Annotated in this window: 12 protein-coding genes; 4 read left to right on the top strand and 8 right to left on the bottom strand. The window is 69.4% G+C overall.

Annotated elements, in window-relative coordinates:
* Positions 1 to 54: 54 nt before the first annotated feature.
* A complete protein-coding gene (locus tag AC08OX_RS06250; RefSeq protein ID WP_476606938.1) occupies positions 55 to 2,403 on the bottom strand; it encodes a DUF459 domain-containing protein in 2,349 nt (782 codons plus the stop codon).
* Positions 2,404 to 2,592: 189 nt separating this feature from the next.
* On the opposite strand from AC08OX_RS06250, the gene AC08OX_RS06245 reads away from it, so the two are divergent.
* The 3 genes from AC08OX_RS06245 (at position 2,593) to rpsA (ending at position 7,689) form a co-directional block, all read left to right on the top strand.
* Entirely contained in the window at positions 2,593 to 3,894 is a 1,302-nt protein-coding gene (locus AC08OX_RS06245; protein WP_476606941.1) for a glycosyltransferase family 39 protein, read from the top strand.
* Positions 3,895 to 4,086: 192 nt separating this feature from the next.
* A complete protein-coding gene (locus AC08OX_RS06240; protein ID WP_476606937.1) occupies positions 4,087 to 5,727 on the top strand; it encodes an acyltransferase family protein in 1,641 nt (546 codons plus the stop codon).
* Positions 5,728 to 6,210: 483 nt separating this feature from the next.
* Positions 6,211 to 7,689 (top strand): 30S ribosomal protein S1, encoded by a 1,479-nt coding sequence (gene rpsA, locus AC08OX_RS06235; RefSeq protein ID WP_011435507.1) that lies wholly within the window; start codon positions 6,211 to 6,213, stop codon positions 7,687 to 7,689.
* Positions 7,690 to 7,838: 149 nt separating this feature from the next.
* Here rpsA and AC08OX_RS06230 read toward each other — a convergent pair whose 3' ends face one another.
* Positions 7,839 to 8,021 (bottom strand): Trm112 family protein, encoded by a 183-nt coding sequence (locus AC08OX_RS06230; protein ID WP_011435508.1) that lies wholly within the window; start codon positions 8,019 to 8,021, stop codon positions 7,839 to 7,841.
* A 287-nt stretch (positions 8,022 to 8,308) separates the two neighbouring features.
* On the opposite strand from AC08OX_RS06230, the gene AC08OX_RS06225 reads away from it, so the two are divergent.
* Positions 8,309 to 8,845, top strand: a complete 537-nt coding sequence (locus tag AC08OX_RS06225) for a glutathione peroxidase (protein ID WP_476606940.1) — start codon at positions 8,309 to 8,311, stop codon at positions 8,843 to 8,845.
* Positions 8,846 to 8,959: 114 nt separating this feature from the next.
* Here the strand turns inward: AC08OX_RS06225 and AC08OX_RS06220 are convergent, their stop codons facing one another.
* The 6 genes from AC08OX_RS06220 to AC08OX_RS06195 all read right to left on the bottom strand — a co-directional run bounded on the left by AC08OX_RS06220 (position 8,960) and on the right by AC08OX_RS06195 (position 17,541).
* Positions 8,960 to 10,021 (bottom strand): glycoside hydrolase family 26 protein, encoded by a 1,062-nt coding sequence (locus AC08OX_RS06220; RefSeq protein WP_476606936.1) that lies wholly within the window; start codon positions 10,019 to 10,021, stop codon positions 8,960 to 8,962.
* Positions 10,018 to 11,004 carry a hypothetical protein gene (locus AC08OX_RS06215; RefSeq protein WP_476606935.1) on the bottom strand — a complete coding sequence of 329 codons (987 nt, stop codon included), beginning with the start codon at positions 11,002 to 11,004 and terminating at the stop codon, positions 10,018 to 10,020. Before AC08OX_RS06215 ends, AC08OX_RS06220 begins: the two co-directional genes overlap by 4 nt.
* A 127-nt stretch (positions 11,005 to 11,131) precedes the next feature.
* Positions 11,132 to 12,772 carry a hypothetical protein gene (locus AC08OX_RS06210; protein WP_476606934.1) on the bottom strand — a complete coding sequence of 547 codons (1,641 nt, stop codon included), beginning with the start codon at positions 12,770 to 12,772 and terminating at the stop codon, positions 11,132 to 11,134.
* Positions 12,773 to 13,518: 746 nt separating this feature from the next.
* Positions 13,519 to 15,393 carry a choline/carnitine O-acyltransferase gene (locus AC08OX_RS06205; protein ID WP_476606933.1) on the bottom strand — a complete coding sequence of 625 codons (1,875 nt, stop codon included), beginning with the start codon at positions 15,391 to 15,393 and terminating at the stop codon, positions 13,519 to 13,521.
* A 211-nt stretch (positions 15,394 to 15,604) separates the two neighbouring features.
* Positions 15,605 to 16,576 carry a class I SAM-dependent methyltransferase gene (locus AC08OX_RS06200; protein WP_476606932.1) on the bottom strand — a complete coding sequence of 324 codons (972 nt, stop codon included), beginning with the start codon at positions 16,574 to 16,576 and terminating at the stop codon, positions 15,605 to 15,607.
* A gap of 95 nt (positions 16,577 to 16,671) precedes the next feature.
* Positions 16,672 to 17,541, bottom strand: a complete 870-nt coding sequence (locus tag AC08OX_RS06195) for a HalD/BesD family halogenase (RefSeq protein WP_476606931.1) — start codon at positions 17,539 to 17,541, stop codon at positions 16,672 to 16,674.
* Positions 17,542 to 18,229: the final 688 nt, after the last annotated feature.

Genomic DNA, 18,229 nt, shown 5'->3' with positions numbered 1-18,229 from the left:
CCTGTAGACCGCCCGGTACTGGGCGGAAGGTTAGCGTCGGGTAAAGCGGGCGGGTCAGTCGGGTCCCGCTCCCGTGGTCGGCGTGGTCGGCGCGGGTGCGGCGGCCGCTGCTCCCCGGGCGATCCGGAGAAGCTGGGGAATGATCGCGACACCGATCCGTCGGGCACCGCCATTGGAGATGTGCACACCGTCGTCGTCGCGTAGCCGGACACCGTCCAGTTCGTCGACGTACTTGTCACCAGGAGTGAGAATTGACGTGATGTCGATCACGGTGACGCCGGGATGGCGAGCCGCCGCGGCCCGCAGCAGCGCGTTGAACCGCACCACCCGTTCGGCCTTCGTCTCCGGGTAGATGCCGCCGTTCGGCGCCTCGGTCGGCTTGAACACCGGGGTCGTCAGGAGCACCACCCTGGCACCCTTGGCGCCGAGCGTGTCGATGGCGAGGTCGAGTTCCCGGCCGAGGTAGGCGTCGAACCCCGGATCGCCGATGTGCGTCCACCGGCCGTCCCGCATCTGGTCGGTGACCTCCCAGCGACCGACCAGCAGGATCGCGAGCGCGGGGTTGACCTCGTTCACCCGTTGGGTGAACCGTTGCGGCCACTGGTCGCATCCGTCGGTGGTGGGACCGGCGCTGCCGAGGATGCGCCGCTGCATCCCCCGTGCGACGCCACACCCCAGCTTGGAGAAGTCGTGGATCTCCATACCCTGCTGGGCGGCCATCGAGGAGAAGTCGCTGAACCCCAGGGTGAGAGCCACCGAGTCGCCGCCGAGCAGGACCTTGATCGGGGGGTTCCCGCCGGCCTTGACGGCGACGGCCGGTTGTGGGGAGGTCGCCGCCCGCCGCGCCAACGCCTCCAGGTCCGCGGGAGTGCGCACCGACGCCGACGTCCCGGCGGTCGCCAGCAGGATCACCGCGAGCACCCCGCCCAGGGCGGCGGGCACCGTCACCTGCGGGATGGGGAAGCGTACTTTGCCCCGCCGGATCGGGTTCTCCACGAGGTGGAACGAGGCCAGCGTGATCGCCAGCGTGGCGGCGAGGCGGAGCCCCAGCAGGACCACGCCGTTCGTCCCGGTGCGGGTCGCCGTCAGCGTGAGGAAGATCGGCCAGTGCCACAGGTACAGGCCGTACGAGATGCGGCCGACGAAGGTCAGCGGGGCGGTGGCCAGCACCCTCGCCACCGGGCCTCGGGGCGCTTCCACGAGCGAGGCGACCAGCAGCATCACGATGATCGCAACCCCGAGGAAGCCGCCGGCGTAGAGTCCGCGGCTCTCCCCACTCACCGTTGTCCAGAGGAGAATCATCGCAGCGGTGGCGACACAGCCGACGACCGACATGACCGACCGGGCCCGGGCGGAGATCGGGGTCGTCCGCTGGGCCCGCCAGACGGCGAGGGCGGCCCCGACCAGCAGGGCCTGGGCGCGGCTGTCGGTGCCGTAGTAGATCCGGGAGGGGTGCGTCCCGACCACGAGCAGGGCGAGGCCCACCAACGCGGACGCCTCGGCGCCGAGGACCGCGACCGTGAGCGCGAGCGACTGGGCCTTCTGGCGCTGCCGGCGCCAGCGGTCCACGGTCTTCGCGCTGTGCCGCATCAGCAGGTAGACGATCAGCGGCCACAGGACGTAGAACTGCTCCTCAACGGATAGTGACCAGGTGTGCAGGAGGGGTGACGGAGCCGAGAAGTGGTCGAAGTAGCTCTGGTCGGACAGCGCGAAACGCCAGTTTGCGACATAGAGCAGCGTGGAGAGCGCGTCCAGCCGCAGGGTTCCCACGTCGCCGGGGGAGGCGATCCAGCGGGCGTAGGCCGCCACCCCGAGCAGCAGCAGCAGCAGCGCCGGCATCAGGCGGCGGGACCGGCGGATCCAGAAGGCGCGAAGGTCGATGCGCCGGTTGTAGCGGTACTCGGCGATCAGCAGGCCGGTGATGAGGAACCCGGAGAGGACGAAGAAGGTGTCGACGCCGAGCAGGCCGCCGGGCATCCACGAGACGCCGGCGTGATAGGCGATGACGGCCGTGACCGCGAGCGCGCGCAGGCCGTCGAGCGCGGGGGAGTGCCCGAGCGGCGCGAGCACGGGTCCGGTGGCGTCGAGATCCTCCTCGACCCGCAGCGGCCCCGTCGCCTCGCGCGTGCCGGTCCGGGCTCTCGTCCCGGGTGCCGTCGCCGTCCCGGGAGACCGGTAAGGAGGTCCGGCCGGCGTCCGGGTGGCCCCGGGCCCCGGGCGAGTCCCGCCCAGGCGGGTATTGATCGGGACGGTGTCGGTGGGCTCCGGTCCGGGTGCCACCCGGCGGTGGCGCCCACCGGAGGCGAGCGGGAAGGTGTCGGCGTCGTTGCTGGTCAGCCTCGTTCCCTCCTCGTCGCCGGGGGTTGCGTCAGCTGCGACCTCGCCAGGACATACGACAGGCAAGGCTAATCGCAGCGGCGTGGAAGGACGTACGCGCGGTGTGCTCGCCGCTGTCGCGGCGGACGCGGTGTCGAGCCGTTATCGGGACATTGGTACCTTCCGCGCGTGTCTGAGACCACGGCGGGGTTCCCCCGGATGGTGGCCCCGGCGCCGGCGGTGTCCACGGGCCAACCCACGTTGGGATTCCCCGTGATGTCGGGGTTCTCCGCGATGCTGGGGCGGGCGCGGCCCGGGCGCTGGCACCTGTGGCTGGCCGCGATCGGGCTGCTCGGTCTCGCCGTCCGCCTGTTCTACCTGTTCCACTGGCTGCATCCGGCGGTCGTGCAGGGGGACCCGTACTACTACCACGAGGCGGCGAACCTCTTCGCCGACGGCCGGGGCTGGCCCGATCCCTACGAACTCGCCCTGTCCGGCCGCTACGTCCCCGACGCCCAGCACCCCCCACTGACCAGCGGGCTGCTGGCCGTGCCGTCGGTGCTCGGATTCACCAGCTTCCTGTCCCACCAGCTGTTCTCGTGTCTGCTCGGCGTGCTGTCGATCGTGCTCGTCGCCCTCGCCGGGCGGCGGATCGCCGGCCCCGTGACCGGACTGGTGGCGGCCGGGATCGCCGCTGTCTATCCGGGCATGTGGCTCAACGACCCGCTGTTGATGTCGGAGACGACCGGGATCCTCACCTGCGCGTGGAGCATCCTTGCCGCCTACCGGTTCCGAGACCGGCGGACAGTCGCCGACGCCGCCTGGCTCGGAGTGGCTCTCGCTGCGGTGATGCTCGCGCGAGCGGAACTGGCGCTGCTCGCCGTGGTGCTGGTGGTGCCACTCGTCGCCACGGCCCGTGAACTCGCCTGGCGGCGCCGGATCGCCCTGGTGGCTGTCGCGGCGGCGGTGAGTGCGCTCACGATCGCGCCCTGGACCATCTACAACCTGTCCCGGTTCAGCGAGCCGGAGTACCTGTCCACCGGGCTCGGCTCCACCCTGGCGGTCACCCACTGCCCGGCCAGCTACTCCGGTCGGTACGTCGGCTGGTGGTCGTTCGACTGCATCCTGGCGTTGCCACCCTCGCCCCAGGAACGCTCCGAACGGGATGTGTTCTACCGCCGGGCCGCGTACGACTACATCGAACACAACGAGCGCAGCCTGCCCCGGGTGGCCGCGGCGCGGCTCGGTCGGACGTGGGGGGTCTACCGGCCCTGGCAGCAGGCCCGGCTGGACACCATCGAGCGGCGCCCCCTGCTCCTCAGCCAGGTCGGGATGGTCACGCTGTGGCCGTTGGAGATCGCGGCGCTCGCCGGGGTCGTGGTGCTGCGCCGCCGCCGGGTCGTGCTGCTGCCACTGCTCGCCGTGCCAATCGCCCTGAGCCTCGCCTCGGTCGCGATCTACGGGACGACCCGGTTCCGGGCCGCCGCGGAGCCCGCGATCGTGCTGCTCGCCGCCGTCGCGATCACGGCCACCGCGCGGTGGCTCGGGCGTCGTGTAGTGGCTCGGGTGCTGCGGTAGGTTCGCGGACCGGCGGGTCGGGGCCCCTGGGTGCGGACCCGCCGGCCGGCCTCTGTGCGCGGACTGGCTGGTCGGGTAGACCGTCCGGCCGGGTAGAAAGGGTGGGTTCGCTCGGGGTATCGACGTGGTCGCGCACACGGACTGGTACGTTGCCTGGGTGCCGGACCTCGCTGATCTCCGGGCGCTCGGTCGGTGAATGGACCCGCCCTTTCCCTCACGGCCGCAGCCGATTCCGGCGCAGCCGCCGGCCCGGCCGGCACCGCTTCCATCCCCGAACCGCGCACTCCCGCGCCGGTCCGTCCACCCAAGGTCGTCTTCGACGGCTTCGGCGGCCTGCGCGCGATCGCGGCGGTCCTCGTGGTCGTCGTGCACACCGCGTTTCCCGCTGGTTTCACCACCAGCAGCTGGCTGGGCCCCTACACCGCCCGGGGTGAGATCGGTGTCGCGGTCTTCTTCCTGATCTCCGGGTTCCTGCTCTACCGTCCGTTCGTCGCCGCCCGGTTCGCCGGCATCCGCGGCTCGGACGCCGCCGGCTACCTGGTCCGGCGGTTCATGCGGATCGTCCCGCTGTACTGGGTGGCGCTCGCCGTTACGCTGACCGTGGTCAGCAGCAAGCGGGTCGGCGTGCACGGCTTGGCCGGTCTGCTCCAGACGGCGTTCTTCGTCCAGGGTTATCAGGAGCACTGGGCGATCCAGGGCCTCACCCAGGCCTGGACCCTGGACGTCGAGGCGGCGTTCTATCTGGCGATACCGGTGTACGCGTGGCTGCTGCGTCGGCGGGACCGTCCGCCCGCAGCCCAGTTGCGCGTGGAACTCGCCGCGCTCGCGGTTACGTTCGTTGCCGCCAAGATCGTTCACTACCTGGTGATTCCGTCCACGCAGACCTGGATGAACGGCTGGAACGTCTGGCTGCCGGTCTGGTGGGACCTGTTCGCCATGGGCATGCTGCTCGCCGTGCTCTCGGCCTGGTACTCCCGGCAGGGCAGGTCGCCGCGCTGGGCGGAGCTGCCCGGCTCGGGCACGGTGTGCTGGGGTATCGCCGCGTTCTTCTACTGGGTGTCGAGCAGGCATCTCGGCCTGCCGCTCGTGCCGATCTTCGAAGCCACGCGGAGCCAGGACATGGGCAAGCACCTGGGCTACGGGTTGTTCGGCTTCTTCCTGCTGCTCCCGGCGGTGTTCGGCCACGGCGACCGCGGCTGGGTGCGGCCGCTGCTGGCCAGCCGTCCGCTGGCCTTCCTCGGAGCGATCTCGTACGGCATCTATCTGTGGCACTCGGCCGTCATCGACCTGGTGCTGGAGCACAGCGGCTGGCGGCTGTGGAAGATCCCCTACCCGCCGTTTCTCCTGGTGGTCCTCACCCTGACCGTCGGGGTCTCCACCGTGACGCACTTTTTGATCGAGCGTCCCTGCATCACCCTCTCCCGGGAGTGGGCCCGGCGGGCCGACAGATGGGTGGCGAGGCGCTTCGAAGGGGCGGCGAGGGGCGGGGAGGGCGGCCTCGTGAGCGGGGCCGGCGGATCGCCGGGCGAGGTCGAGGTGATCGGAAAGCCCGTCGATAGCCCGACGGTGCCACTCGCGTCAGGCCTCATGTCACCACGGAACATGACGGACCGGGACGCGCGAGACCCGTCCCCTCCGGTCCGGTCCCTCGATCCCGACCTGCCCGGCGTGCCGGATGGACGGGCGTCGCGCGCCGGGTGGAAGCAGCCCCGGGTCGAGTTCGACGGTCTGGAATGGCTCGGGCCGCAGCCCGCGCCGCAGCCTGGTGGGCCTGGGGCACAGCCGGCCGAGTGCGGGGGGCCCGAGTGCGGGGGATCGGCGAGCCGGCGCTGACCCGAAAATGACCGGGCGTCGGGCGCCGCGAGGCCAGGCCGTCGGCAGGTGTCGGGAATCGGACGCCACGAACTCACCCATTTATCCACTTTTCAACCGATCTGCGCCGTCAGTCCCTGTCGTGTCCCGTCCGCACACGTTCCCACCCGTGTGCCGCGACGATCCGCGGGACGGCGTTGTCCCGCCTACCGTGGTGCCGCGCCGCCACCAAAAACTACATATGGACGTCATGTGTCTGCGCAGAGTGAGAGTGATGGCGGACGGCGCACGTCTTGGTACGGGCGTCCGTTGACCACCCTGGACACCCGTCCCTAGACTTGGGGGCGTGCACGAGGGTCTGTGGGTCTCAGACCGAGCGGATCCACTCGAGCGTCGTTATCGTTTCTGACAGTTTCTTCGTTTTTGGCGTTGTTTCTGTCCCTCGGTCCCGGCGGTTCGATCCGGCCCTCGCGCGGACGACCACCCCTAGCCGGAGCCGACCCCTTGACGAGCACCACCGACGTACGACCCGTGGAGACCGTGACCATCTCGCCCAGCCCGACCACACCACAGGTAGCGGTCAACGACATCGGCTCGGCCGAAGACTTCCTTGCGGCCGTCGACAAGACGATCAAGTTCTTCAACGATGGCGACATCGTTGACGGCATCATCGTCAAGGTCGACCGCGACGAGGTGCTGCTCGACATCGGCTACAAGACCGAGGGCGTGATCCCGTCCCGGGAACTGTCGATCAAGCACGACGTCGACCCGCACGAGGTCGTCAGTGTGGGCGATCACGTCGAGGCCCTTGTCCTCCAGAAGGAGGACAAGGAAGGCCGCCTGATCCTGTCCAAGAAGCGTGCGCAGTACGAGCGCGCCTGGGGCACGATCGAGAAGCTCAAGGACGAGGACGGTGTCGTCACCGGCACCGTGATCGAGGTCGTCAAGGGTGGTCTCATCCTCGACATCGGCCTGCGTGGCTTCCTGCCGGCTTCGCTTGTGGAGATGCGCCGGGTCCGCGATCTGCAGCCCTACGTGGGCCGCGAGCTCGAAGCCAAGATTATCGAGCTGGACAAGAACCGCAACAACGTTGTGCTCTCGCGGCGGGCCTGGCTCGAGCAGACCCAGAGCGAAGTCCGTTCCGAGTTCCTCGCCCAGCTGGCCAAGGGCCAGATCCGCAAGGGCGTGGTCAGCTCCATCGTCAACTTCGGCGCCTTCGTGGACCTCGGCGGTGTGGACGGCCTCGTGCACGTCTCCGAGCTGTCCTGGAAGCACATCGACCACCCGTCCGAGGTGGTCGAGGTCGGCCAGGAGGTTACCGTCGAGGTCCTCGATGTCGACTTGGACCGCGAGCGGGTCTCGCTGTCGCTGAAGGCGACGCAGGAGGACCCGTGGCGTCAGTTCGCCCGGACCCACGCGATCGGTCAGGTCGTTCCAGGCCGGGTCACGAAGCTGGTGCCGTTCGGTGCGTTCGTCCGGGTGGACGAGGGCATCGAGGGGCTGGTCCACATCTCCGAGCTGGCCGAGCGGCACGTGGAGATCCCCGAGCAGGTCGTGAACGTCGGTGACGAGATCCTGGTGAAGGTCATCGACATCGACCTCGACCGCCGCCGCATCAGCCTGTCGCTCAAGCAGGCGAACGAGGCGACAGGGCTGGCTGTCGACGGCGAGGCGTTCGACCCGAGCCAGTACGGCATGGAAGCCAAGTACGACGAGCAGGGTAACTACGTCTACCCCGAAGGCTTCGACCCCGAGACCGGGGAATGGCTCGAAGGTTACGAGGAGCAGCAGGCGGAATGGGAGCGGCAGTACGCCGAGGCCCAGGCCCGCTTCGAGGCGCACCAGGTCCAGATCCGGGCCGCGCAGGAGGCCGACGCCGCCGCGGCGGCCCCCTCCTCCTACACCTCCCAGTCCGAGCAGCCTTCCTCGGCGATCGATGAAGAGGCGCTGCGTCGGCTGCGTGAGCAGTTCGGTCGGGAGTAGCCGACTCCCGTCACCGACGGTCGGGGCCCGGGGATCTTCTCCTCGGGCCCCGACCGATTTCCGATCCTTTCCCCTGCCCGTCCCAGACCCGGCGGAAGCCCAGTCCCGGGTAGAAGCTCAGCCCGGGCAGAGGGAGGTCCTGGGTCGGATCAGGACGAGGAGCGCGCCACGGCCGGGTCGACGTGATCCGGCCTGAGCAGGATCGGAACGTCGTCGCGGATCTCGTAGCGATGGCCGAGACGCGGGTTGACCAGCCAGCCGTCGACGAGCTCCAGCGGTCCCTTGTCGACCGGGCAGGCGAGGATCTTCAACAGTTCGGGTTCGATGGTCATCTCTGACGTTCCTGTTCGTCGTCTTGGGGGGCCGTCGCGGGACCCGTGAGTATCCGTTCCGGATCCCATGAGCATCGCAGACACCCAGGTCGGCCCTGACCGGTCCCGACCGGGGGCGCCAGCCATCCCGGTGTCGATCCCGGTCGTGAGGCACCGGTTCGCCTCGCTGACGGGTTATGCAACCAACTCGATGACATAAAAACTTCTGGGGGATAGCGTCGAAGTCGCTCGGCGGCCGGAGACCGGCCGCGAAGTCCCAGCTCGCCCTCATCGAGAGTCAGGTGTCCATGACTGTCCATGACTTCACCGTCGATGCCGCGGACGGAACCTCCCGCTCGCTCGGCGACTACGCCGGCCAGACGTTGCTGATTGTCAACGTTGCCAGCAAATGCGGTCTGACGCCGCAGTACGAGGGGCTGGAGTCCCTGTACCGGGATCTGCACGGCCGCGGCCTGGAGATCCTCGGCTTCCCGTGCAACCAGTTCGGCGGGCAGGAGCCGGGCACCGATGCCGAGATCCAGGAGTTCTGCGCCACGAAGTTCGACGTCACCTTCCCGGTCCTGAGGAAGATCGAGGTGAACGGACCCGACGCGGCCCCGCTGTACACCCACCTGCGTTCCGAGGCGCCCGGTGACTTCGGGCCCGATGCGGGTTTCCTCTACGAGCACATCAAGAAGATCCGGCCGGAAGCGATCGGCACCGACGAGATCAAGTGGAACTTCACCAAGTTCCTTGTCGACCCGGACGGAAAAGTGGTCCGCCGGTACGAGCCGACCGTCACCCCCGAGGAGATCCGCGAGGACCTCGAGGCCGCCCTGGCCTGATGGTTCTCCCGTGCCCGGCCTGCCGCTATCGCCGGCCGGGGACGGGAGAAGCCGGTCGGGCACGCCGAAGCCGGCGATGCCCGCAGGCTTCGCAGCAGGAGTAGGCGAGCGCGGTCAGCGGACGCCGAACAGCGCCAGATAGCGTTCCGCCGCGTTCGGGTTCAGTACCGGCCTGTACAGCGAGGACTCCACGTTCCCCTCCTCGGCGTTGTTGAAGTACGCCTCGTAGGCCAGGGCGTCGGCGTTCGCGGTGAAGGTCTCGTACATCTTCTGGATGTAGTAGGGGTTGTCGCCACCGCCGCCGGTCGTGCGCACCAGACCCCACTCCGGAACGGCGAACTTCTTGCCGTGGGCGCGGGCGAAGGCGATCACCGTGCACAGACCGGACCGCAGATGACATTGCCGGTCCCAGATTGTCTTACTGACGGACGCGGGGTAGGAGTCGTAGGAGTCGATGCTGACCACGTCGACGTAGTCGTCACCGGGATAGGCGTCCCAGATGTCCTGACCGCTTACCGGCAGGTGATCCCGGTGCGCGGTCATGTTCCAGTCGATCCGCACGTGCGGCGCGGTCGACCGGATCGCCAGGACCGTGCGGCGGTAGCAGGTCTTCCAGGTCTCGACGTCGCGTGGATACCACCAGAACCAGTCGCCGTTGAACTCCCAGCCGAGCCGGACGAAGGCGTCGCCGCGGCCGAACGTCGTCAGCGTGGTGCCGAACTGCCGCCAGTAGTTGTCGTAGGCGCCAGTCGCGCAGGTGGCCTCGTCGCCGTCTTTGGGAAACATCGGCTGGGCGACCGACAGGCCGCCGGGGAACTTGTCCCGGGTGAAGGCCTGCGTCGGCCAGCCGGCCGAGACCAGGTTGGTCCAGTCCTGCCGATCCGTGAAGACGACGGCCAGGTCCACCTTGCGGCCGGTGAAGACCGACCAGAGGTTGACGTCCGCGGGGTAGTTGCCGTTGGCGCCGGAGACCCAGCGCACGCCGCCGGGCTGGGGCGGCTTGGGTTTGTTCGAGCAGGAGCTGAGCCCGTCGGCGACCAGGCCGATGACCAGCAGGAGGAGCAGCGGCAGCGGGAGTGGCCGCGGATGGGCGGCACGTCTGTTCCTCGTCCGGGCGGCGCGGACGGTGCGGCGGCCGGCAGACCCCCACCCTCGCGGTGCCGGTCGCGGTCTCACGCGACGGAGGGTCTGTGCATGGTGGAGGGTCCGTGCGTACCCGAAGCCGTGGCAATGGCGCCGAGCAGCGGCGTCTCCACCGGGCCGGGCCGCCGAGCCTGTAGCCAGGTCTGCACGGCCTCGGCCTCGACCGCCCAGTCGTGACCGGGAACGAGCGCCTCACCCAGCTCCATGTGCGTGGCCATGGAGGGCTCCGGCACCAGCATCGTGCGGCGCAGCCGTTCGGGCCGCGCCAAGGCGACGGCGTTGAGTGTCGTGCGCAGCCCGCTCAGCACCACCCGACGAGCGATCCGCGCGGCGGGGGATGGCGGGGCGAACGCAGGCGGTTCCCCGCTCAGCTCGGCCAGCCGGAAGGGCTGGAAACCCTGCAGGGTGAGACAGGTCGCGCGGTCGAAGGCGCCGCCGACGAACGGGATCGAGCGCAGCAGCAGTTCGTCCTCGAGCAGGGTGCCGACCCGCAGACCGAACGTGCTGGTCGTGGTGGCGGCCCTGGCCCAGGTCACGCCGTCGACCACCGGCGCGTGGGAGTTGCTGCCGCCGTCCCGGTGGATCATTGGCCGGCGGCGGGTGGTGGTTGAGGAGAATCGCAGCGTGCTGTAAAGGGTGAAGTAATCGACCGGGGGGAGCGCGGTCGCTGCCGCGACGAGACTGGAAAGCGATTTTTCCGTGTACAAATAGTCATCTTCGGCGAGCCAGACCAGATCGTCCGGCGACCAGCGCCGGACCCGCGGCATCCGCAGCACGTACCGGTAGGACGCGCGATTGCTGCCGCACTGCACCGACTGCACCTCGCCGGCGGACGTCATCACGGCAAGACGCTCCGCCGGCATAGGGCCGTCATTGACGAAGACGATCCGTACCGGGATGTCGACGTTCTCGACGGCCCGGAGGAGAGAGGCCAACGCAAGCATCTTGCTGTAGAAGGTCGGTCGGTTCTTCGTGTTCTCCGAACCGACCGATCGATAAAGAATACGCAGAATCATCGCAACCCCCCTACCGGCCCTGGCCCGGCAGCGCTCATCGTGGTGGCCTCGACGCCTCGGACACCGCCTCGACGCGGTCGGCCGAACATCTTGCACACAGCTTGTACGTTACCGTGAAACATCATTATCATTGATCATTGCCGGTCCCGGTCGGGTGCTCCGGAACTCGGCCCTGTACGTCCGGTCCGGCCGGCTCGCCGGAAAGGGCGATCGCCGTGTCCCGTTCCACCTCCCGTGCGGCCCGGCGGACGAGGATGAACCAGATGGGTACGGTCACCCAGAAGGCAAGTATGTAACCGCAGACCGCGCCGGTGCCGCCGCCGATCTCCAGACCGACGATCGGATAGACGACAAGCTGGGGGGCGAGCACCGCATTCGCGCGGAAGGTGAGCTTGGCCTTGCCGAGCGCGTAGAGCATGCAGGCCGGCCCGACCGTCGCTGCGGGGCCCGCCTGCTGCACGATGGACAGCGCCAGCAGGTCGTGGGTCTGCTCCCAGGTCTGGCCGAGCAGCGAGTGCCCGATGCTCGTCGGCAGGACGAGAAAGATCGTCCCCCAGGCGGCGCCGGCCGCGACGATCACCGCGGACAGGGCGTAGGCAGCGCGGACCCGGGCTGCGGCCGAGAGGTCCTTGCGGCGGGAGAACTCGGGGATGGCCCAGCTCACGATCCCGACCGCGAGAATGGTCGTCGGTCCGAGCAGGGTCTGCACCCCGCGCAGCGCGCCGACCAGGTCGATCGCGCCCAGCGTACCGAGCAGCAGGGTGGATGCCTGCTGGGCGCCCTGGACGGTGAGGTACTCGGCGCTCATGTACCCGTTGACATCGCGGTGTTCGACGACCCACTGGCGCACGAGGCTCGGCGCCGGCTTGAAGCCGGCCTGCGTGACGCCCAGCATGGCGGCGACCGCGGCGGCGCCGCCCCAGGCCAGCAGCATCGCCCACGAGCTGGAGACGTCGCGGACGATCAGCGCGTAGATGGCGGCGAACTGGACGATCGCCCAGATCCCGTCGTTGGCGGCGGCGGCGGCCGGGCGACCCTCGGCGAAGAAGACCTGCCGCCAGGCGTCCTGGAGCAGCAGCGTGGGAAAGACCAGTCCCATCGCGACCAGTGAGGCGCCGACCGAGCCGCCCATCGCCGCACCGACGGCAAGCGTCACGACCCCGCAGACCAGCCCGATCACGAGGGCGGTGCCGGTCCCCGCCGCGCCGGCCACCCGAAACACCCGCGGCGGCACGTCGGAGAACTTCATCCCCAGCGGAGCGGTGCCGACGGCCTTCGAGAACCCGATCATCAATGAGAAGATCGCGAAGGCGACGGCGAAGGCCCCGAACTCGGACTTGCTGACGCTGTGGGCGATGACGAAGGACATCACGGCGTTCGTCCCGCTGGAGAGCACCTGGTCGACGAGTGTCCAGATGGCCCGCGAGCGGCTGGAACCCCGGGTCGGTCGCTCGTCATGGTGGCGACCACCGGCCGGACCGCCGTCGTCCAGGATGGTCAGCCCGTAGTCGACCGGTTCCCCACAATCCCGGACTGCCGGTGCCTCGCGCCCCCGGTGGAGCTCGCCGCGGCCGATCGGGGGGATGAGCCATTCGCCGGTCGCGGGACCCCACAGGGGGAGCAGCCCCTCGGGGGTCGGCCCGTCCAGTGCCGTCCCGAAGGCTTCCACGGCCGGGACCCGGCGGCCGCGCAGGCCGCGGATGACCTGGGTCCGCTCCTGGTCGAACTGTTCCGGTCGTGGCGACAGGGCGGCGGTGACCTCCGGCACGGGTTCCGTCCGGGGGCGTGGTGACTCGTGCTGCTGGGCCGTGGCCGGCGCGGATGTGTCCGGGCCGGTCACCGGAGCCCACCCGGCCCTCCGCCGGGTGGTACTCGGACGGTGGAGGGATCGCGGAGAGTCCTGATGATCGTCTTTTGTCGGGGGTCGGTGGCCAAACTCATTGACCCACCGCCGTCCGTCCTCTCCGTGCCGCATCGGTTCGACCCCGGCTCCCCGTGCCGGCCGGGCGAGCGACACCGCCGCTTCCGCGCGGGACGACGACCGAGCCCACTGCGTCGCTTCTGGCCAGGGCGCCAGTCGGCCAGGGTGCTAGCAGGATGGTAGCTCGATGGGATCGGAACGCTCGGCTAGGGCCGCTCGGGTGGATCTGGTCCGACCGGACCCGACAACGGTGGTTGGCCAGAGCGGATCGCGGGGGCATGGAACGGGCGATGAGATCGCGATCCTCCGGCATGTGCCTGCCCCGTAGACGGTTCGTTCGCCTACGTCCGCAATCTTCCGCATCCAGGCTGATGGTCCGTAAGTTTAGCAGTCGGGCCTCGGCCCGATCCCCTTGTTACGTCGGTCACCCCCGGTAGGGCGGTACTCGGTGGTGGATCCAGTGAGGTGGGGTGCGCCATCCGATCCGCTTCCGGGACACCGGCTGCCGGCCGGGTCAGGGCATCCCTGATGCCGGTGGCCGCGCTCGCGGAGGCCTGGACAAGGCAGGAGCGGGGCATGGGCCGCATCATCAATTACCTGGAATAGCCCGCCTTGAATGGCCCGTCGCCCGTCTCATTGGTGGCGAGCAGGTCCTGCAGCTCGGTGACGACCTGCTGGAGCTGGTCGGCGAACGCGTACATCCCGTCCGCGACCGCACGCGGCGTGCTCAGGTAGAGGTTGAACCGGTCCGGCAGCAGCACGTAGGCGATGCCGATGCACTGGCTGCTGGTAGACCCGAAGCCGAAGAACTCGACGTTGGTGGACGGCGCGGAGCTGGTGCTCAGGTAGTCGTCGCGCGCCTTGAGCCAGCCCGGGGCCTCGTAGAGCGCGATCGGCTCGGTCACCCCCAGCCGCTCGCCTTGGCGGCGGGCGATGAACTGCAGCTCCCACAGGTGCTGCTCGGGGGCCCGCCCGGCCTGGCAGTCCTTCGCGCTCCGCACGTGCGCGTCGGCGGCGGCGCGGAACGCGGTCCGGTGGGTGGCGGTGTCGGTGTCCGGGTCGTTGAGTACGGTCATGAACCGTTGGATCTCCGGGGTGACGACCCGCATCGCTTCCGTGCGGCCGCGCCGCCAGTGCCGGGTGGCGATCGATTCATAGGTGGCGCCGATGTGCCCCTTGGCCCGGCTGTGCGCCAGCTGGTAGGCGAGCTGCACGAATGCGTCCGGTGACGTCTTCAGGGCCTTGGTCCGGTTCTGCCCGAAGTCGGTGAAGGACAACACCGTTGAGGCGGTCGCCGCGGCGAACTCCGCGAACGACGCGCCGGCGGCGGCCACATCCGCCCGCAGGCTGGCGTCGAGGACGAACTCGACGGGCTCGATGACGGGTAGCCCCTGGGGCCGGGCGCCAGAGCTCGCCGAGTGCTCCGCGGGCGAGGTACCCAGCAGGTCGTCGACGAAGCTGAGGATCGTCGTCCCGTCCAGCCCGCAGTGCTCGACGTTGATGCCCGCCCGGCCGTCGGCGAAAACGATCAGTGACACCGCCTTGTCGAACCACCGGTTGGCGCTGTCGCCGTGGAGCAGGTGGTCACACGCGGCCAGGTTGTCCTCGGGGGTGAAGTCTTCCAGGCACAGGGCGAACAGCGCGGTCTCGATCGTGTCGAGCGCGGCCGCGTTGGCGGGGTCCAGAGCGAGCAGCGTCTGGCAGCTCGCGGCCCAGTCAGCCCGGGCCTTGGTGGTGAGCTGGCCGACGGCGGCGTCCGCCGGAATCCGCGATGCGGCGGCCTTCACCACGGCGCGCAGGCCCGCCGCGAGGTCGTCTAGGGTGTACGGGTGACCGTCCGGCCCGACGACGTCCAGCCGGACGATGTTTCCCCGGTGGAAGACGACGATGTGGCGGGCCTGGGACGGCCCGGGCCACTGCTCGCTGTACGGGGTGCGCACGGTGTCCTGGACCGTTCCCGGGATCCGGGTCGTGGAGAACAGGAACGTGTTCTGCGCCATCGACAGCGTCTGGCCGCGCTGGACAATCGGCTCGACCCGCTCGTCGTCGAGGCGCAGCTTGTAGTCGACGGCTGCCGCCACGAGCCCGGCGGCCCGCTCCACCTGCGGCTGCTCGGCGGACAGACCCTCGGCGTCCTTGAACAGGAAGATGTAGTTCGCGTTGAGCGCGATGCGGTCGCGCCGGCCGAGGTAGCGGGAGTCCCAGAAGCCGTCCAGCCAGCTGTGTACGCCCTCGGTGGCGTCGTAGCGCTCCAGCGCCGCGTGCAGGGTGAGGCCGGGGCCGCCCGGTGCCTGGAAGGCCGCGACGGCTGCCTCGGTTGTCGCCCGCTCGGCCGGGGTCAGCAGCGGCGCGGACCAGGCAAGGAAACGTTCGCAGCTCTCCGCCAGCGTGGGCAATGGCACCCGGGGCAGCAGATCGTCGTTCGCGAAGGTTCCGGTGGATCGCTGGGAGCTACTGATCGCATTCATGCTGGGCCTCGGGTTGTCTCGGGGAACTCGTCTCGGGGACACGGTCATGGTGAACGCCACAGGCTGCGTTGGGTCCATGGTCGCCGAGATTCCACGGGTGGCGGGCGTTCCATCGGACATTCGGCTCGTACGGTTCATCCGACTCGCATGATGGCCGGGGCGCCCTCGACCTACCGGCCGCGCGGGGGACGCCGCCGGCACCGGTCGCCCGTCATCCTGGCGGAACCGGCCGGGTGGATGTCGCCGCCGGTCGCCGGCCGGAGGCGGGATGAGCGGTCGAGGAACTGGTCACCCCGCGCGGCCGAGAGATGTGCAGCTGGGCGTACAGCCAGCCCTCGGCCTCCAGCCCCCGTGGATCGATGCCGACGGTGGACAGCGTGTCGAGCACGAGCGACTGCTCCTCGGCGGAGGCGAAGCGCCGCTGCCGGAAAACGCCGTTGACGTGCACGGTCTCATACCCGAGCCCCGCGAGCGTCGCCTCGACCGGTTCGAACGGGAACATCCGCAGCACGAAGTGGGCCATCCACGGCCTGCGCTCACCGGCCGCGCGGGCCACCCGGGCGATGGTCCGCTCGGTGACGTACCCGAGGCAGCCCGTCGAGACGACGATGTCCGTTCCGGCGAGCCGCTCCCGTTCGGCGTCGGTCGGGTCACGGTCCTCCAGGTTGGCGTGCACGGCGTCATCGAGGAACCCAGCCGCGGACGCATAGGAGATGGCCGGCCCCGAGCTGTCCAGACCGAGGAACCGGCTCGTCTCCAGCCCGTCGCGGGACCGGACGAGTTCGCGGTCACGGGCGAGCAGCACGTCCCGGGTCGGCCGGCTGCCGGGCGGTGCGTAGCGCTCGTGCAGGTCGTCAAACGTCACGTCACAGCGGAGCAGCGCGGCGTTGATCCCGTAGGAGCAGCCCACGTCCAAGACTGTCGGCGGTCGTCCCCAAACCATCCGGAATTCCCGGATGAGCTGGCTGAAGTACGGTTTGGCGAGCTGCGGGATACGGTAGTCGAGTTTCCGCAGGGTACTGAAGTAGGCGTGCGGGTCGGGCTGCGTGTAGATGTGGTCGAGCGAGATCTTCCCGCTGTCGTCGAACCGCCTCGTCCCGGTGGGGTACGCGGCCTCGGGGGAATTCGTGGTTCCGTCGGAGTCGGTGGTCTCGGCAGAATATCTGCTGTCGTCGGAATACACGCGTCTGGCGCTCCTCGTGACGGGCGGTCGGGGCAGATGGGCCGGTGGCAGATGGGCCGGTGCTGACGCAGCTTGCCGACCTCATTCTGGTCCAGCTAGTCCAGCAGCTGGTCGACGCGGACCGCGCTCTTCTCCGCCGCCAGGTGCCGCGGAAGGACCCGGCCGAAGAGCTGCTTCGTGCGCGCGACACTGCCGACGACCCCGGGGTGCCCGGTGTAGGCGAAGATTGCGGAATGCCGGGCCGTGTCGCCCTCGACCGGGCTCACCCGGTGCATCGAATAGCGGCCCAGGAAAAGCTGGAGATCACCCGGTCGGAGGGCGAGACGCCGGACCAGATGGCCGCCCTCGCCCGCCAGCACGGCCCGCACGTCGGCGAAGTTCTCCGCCTGCGCGGACCTGATGTTCGGGCAGTACTCGAAGTCGCCCCCGGCCCGCGGCGCCTGCGTGAGCAGGCTCACCGCGAATTCGTTCGTGTCGAAGTGCCAGGGGTGCTCCAGCCCGGGGGCGATGATGTTGAGGCACAGTCCGGCCAGCGGGTCGGCGAGTTCGTGGACTCTCGGCAGGTCGAAGCAGCCGGCGATGAAATGCTGGAAGAGCTCGCTGGTGTAGAGGTGGTGGACGGCGAATTCGGTGGGAATCTGGTCGCGGGCGACGAAGGCATTCCCCCGCCGCATCGTGAACCGGCCCGGATGATCGGCCGGCAACGACGGGTCGACCGCGATGTTGTAGGCGTTGACCGTCTCGACCTCGTCATACGCGAGCGGAGCGACGGTGGCGCACTCCTGTGCGACCGCGGTGAATGCGGAGGGCCGGACGAATTCCGGGAGGACACAGCATCCGCGAGTGCGCAGTTCCGCCCGGGCCCACGAGACGACGTCCCGCCAGGCGTGGCTCGAAGGTTCGGTGAGAGGATAACGAACAGTATTGATCAGCTCGCTGATAGACCAGGTTTCCGTCGCAACCATGTGACTCCTCTCCGCCGCTACGCGGCGGCCCCGGGTCGCCGATGGGAACCGTCCACGACCTCGATGCGATTTGTCACATGGTCGCCCGATGGTCATGATGGCGAAAGTCAGTGTGAGATGTCACACGCCTGTGCTCGCGCGGGACGCGAATCCCGCCCGCCTGCCGCCATTCCAGCAACCCGGCCACGACCTGTCGCGGAGCCGCCATCTTCGGGGCGTCCCGCGCCCTCGTCCTGAGCGGCTGTACGTGGGTGCCCGCGGGCCCGGCGGGCGACCGGACCCGGCCACCGTCGATGCGAACTGGCCGTACCGGCCCCTGTCTGGCCCGGCCGGAAGGTGCCCGGCGCAGGACGCCAACCGTCGGGATCTCAGCCTTCTCGTGTTCACCGGAGATGCGTCCGGCAGGTCCGGCGCAGCGACGTCCGGTAGAGCCATATCTGGTATCGCCATGCCCGGTGCAGCGACGTCCGGTACCGCCACATCCGGTACCGCCACGTCCCGTACCGGCGTGCCCGGGAGCGATCCCGGCCCGACCCCGCCGCAACGGCCGATGCCCGAAGGCTGATCCGATGCCTGGAGCCGGCCGTTCCGGCGAGGGAGTCGGTCATCGTACGAGGTTTCAGGAGCTTACGAGCTTCAGCGCCTGGCGGATCTCGCCGAGACGGTTCCATTGTTCGTTGCTGAGTAA

This window comes from Frankia sp. CoBUL1 (genome assembly GCF_978021245.1).
This window is presented reverse-complemented; position numbering and strand designations above follow the sequence as displayed.

Excerpts from the sequence above, each read along its gene's own strand:
- AC08OX_RS06230 (WP_011435508.1), bottom strand. The coding sequence starts at position 8,021 with ATGACCATCGAACCCGAACTGTTGAAGATCCTCGCCTGCCCGGTCGAC.
- AC08OX_RS06225 (WP_476606940.1), top strand. The coding sequence starts at position 8,309 with ATGACTGTCCATGACTTCACCGTCGATGCCGCGGACGGAACCTCCCGC.
- AC08OX_RS06205 (WP_476606933.1), bottom strand. The coding sequence starts at position 15,393 with ATGAATGCGATCAGTAGCTCCCAGCGATCCACCGGAACCTTCGCGAAC.
- AC08OX_RS06195 (WP_476606931.1), bottom strand. The coding sequence starts at position 17,541 with ATGGTTGCGACGGAAACCTGGTCTATCAGCGAGCTGATCAATACTGTT.
- AC08OX_RS06245 (WP_476606941.1), top strand. The coding sequence starts at position 2,593 with ATGTCGGGGTTCTCCGCGATGCTGGGGCGGGCGCGGCCCGGGCGCTGG.
- AC08OX_RS06215 (WP_476606935.1), bottom strand. The coding sequence starts at position 11,004 with ATGATTCTGCGTATTCTTTATCGATCGGTCGGTTCGGAGAACACGAAG.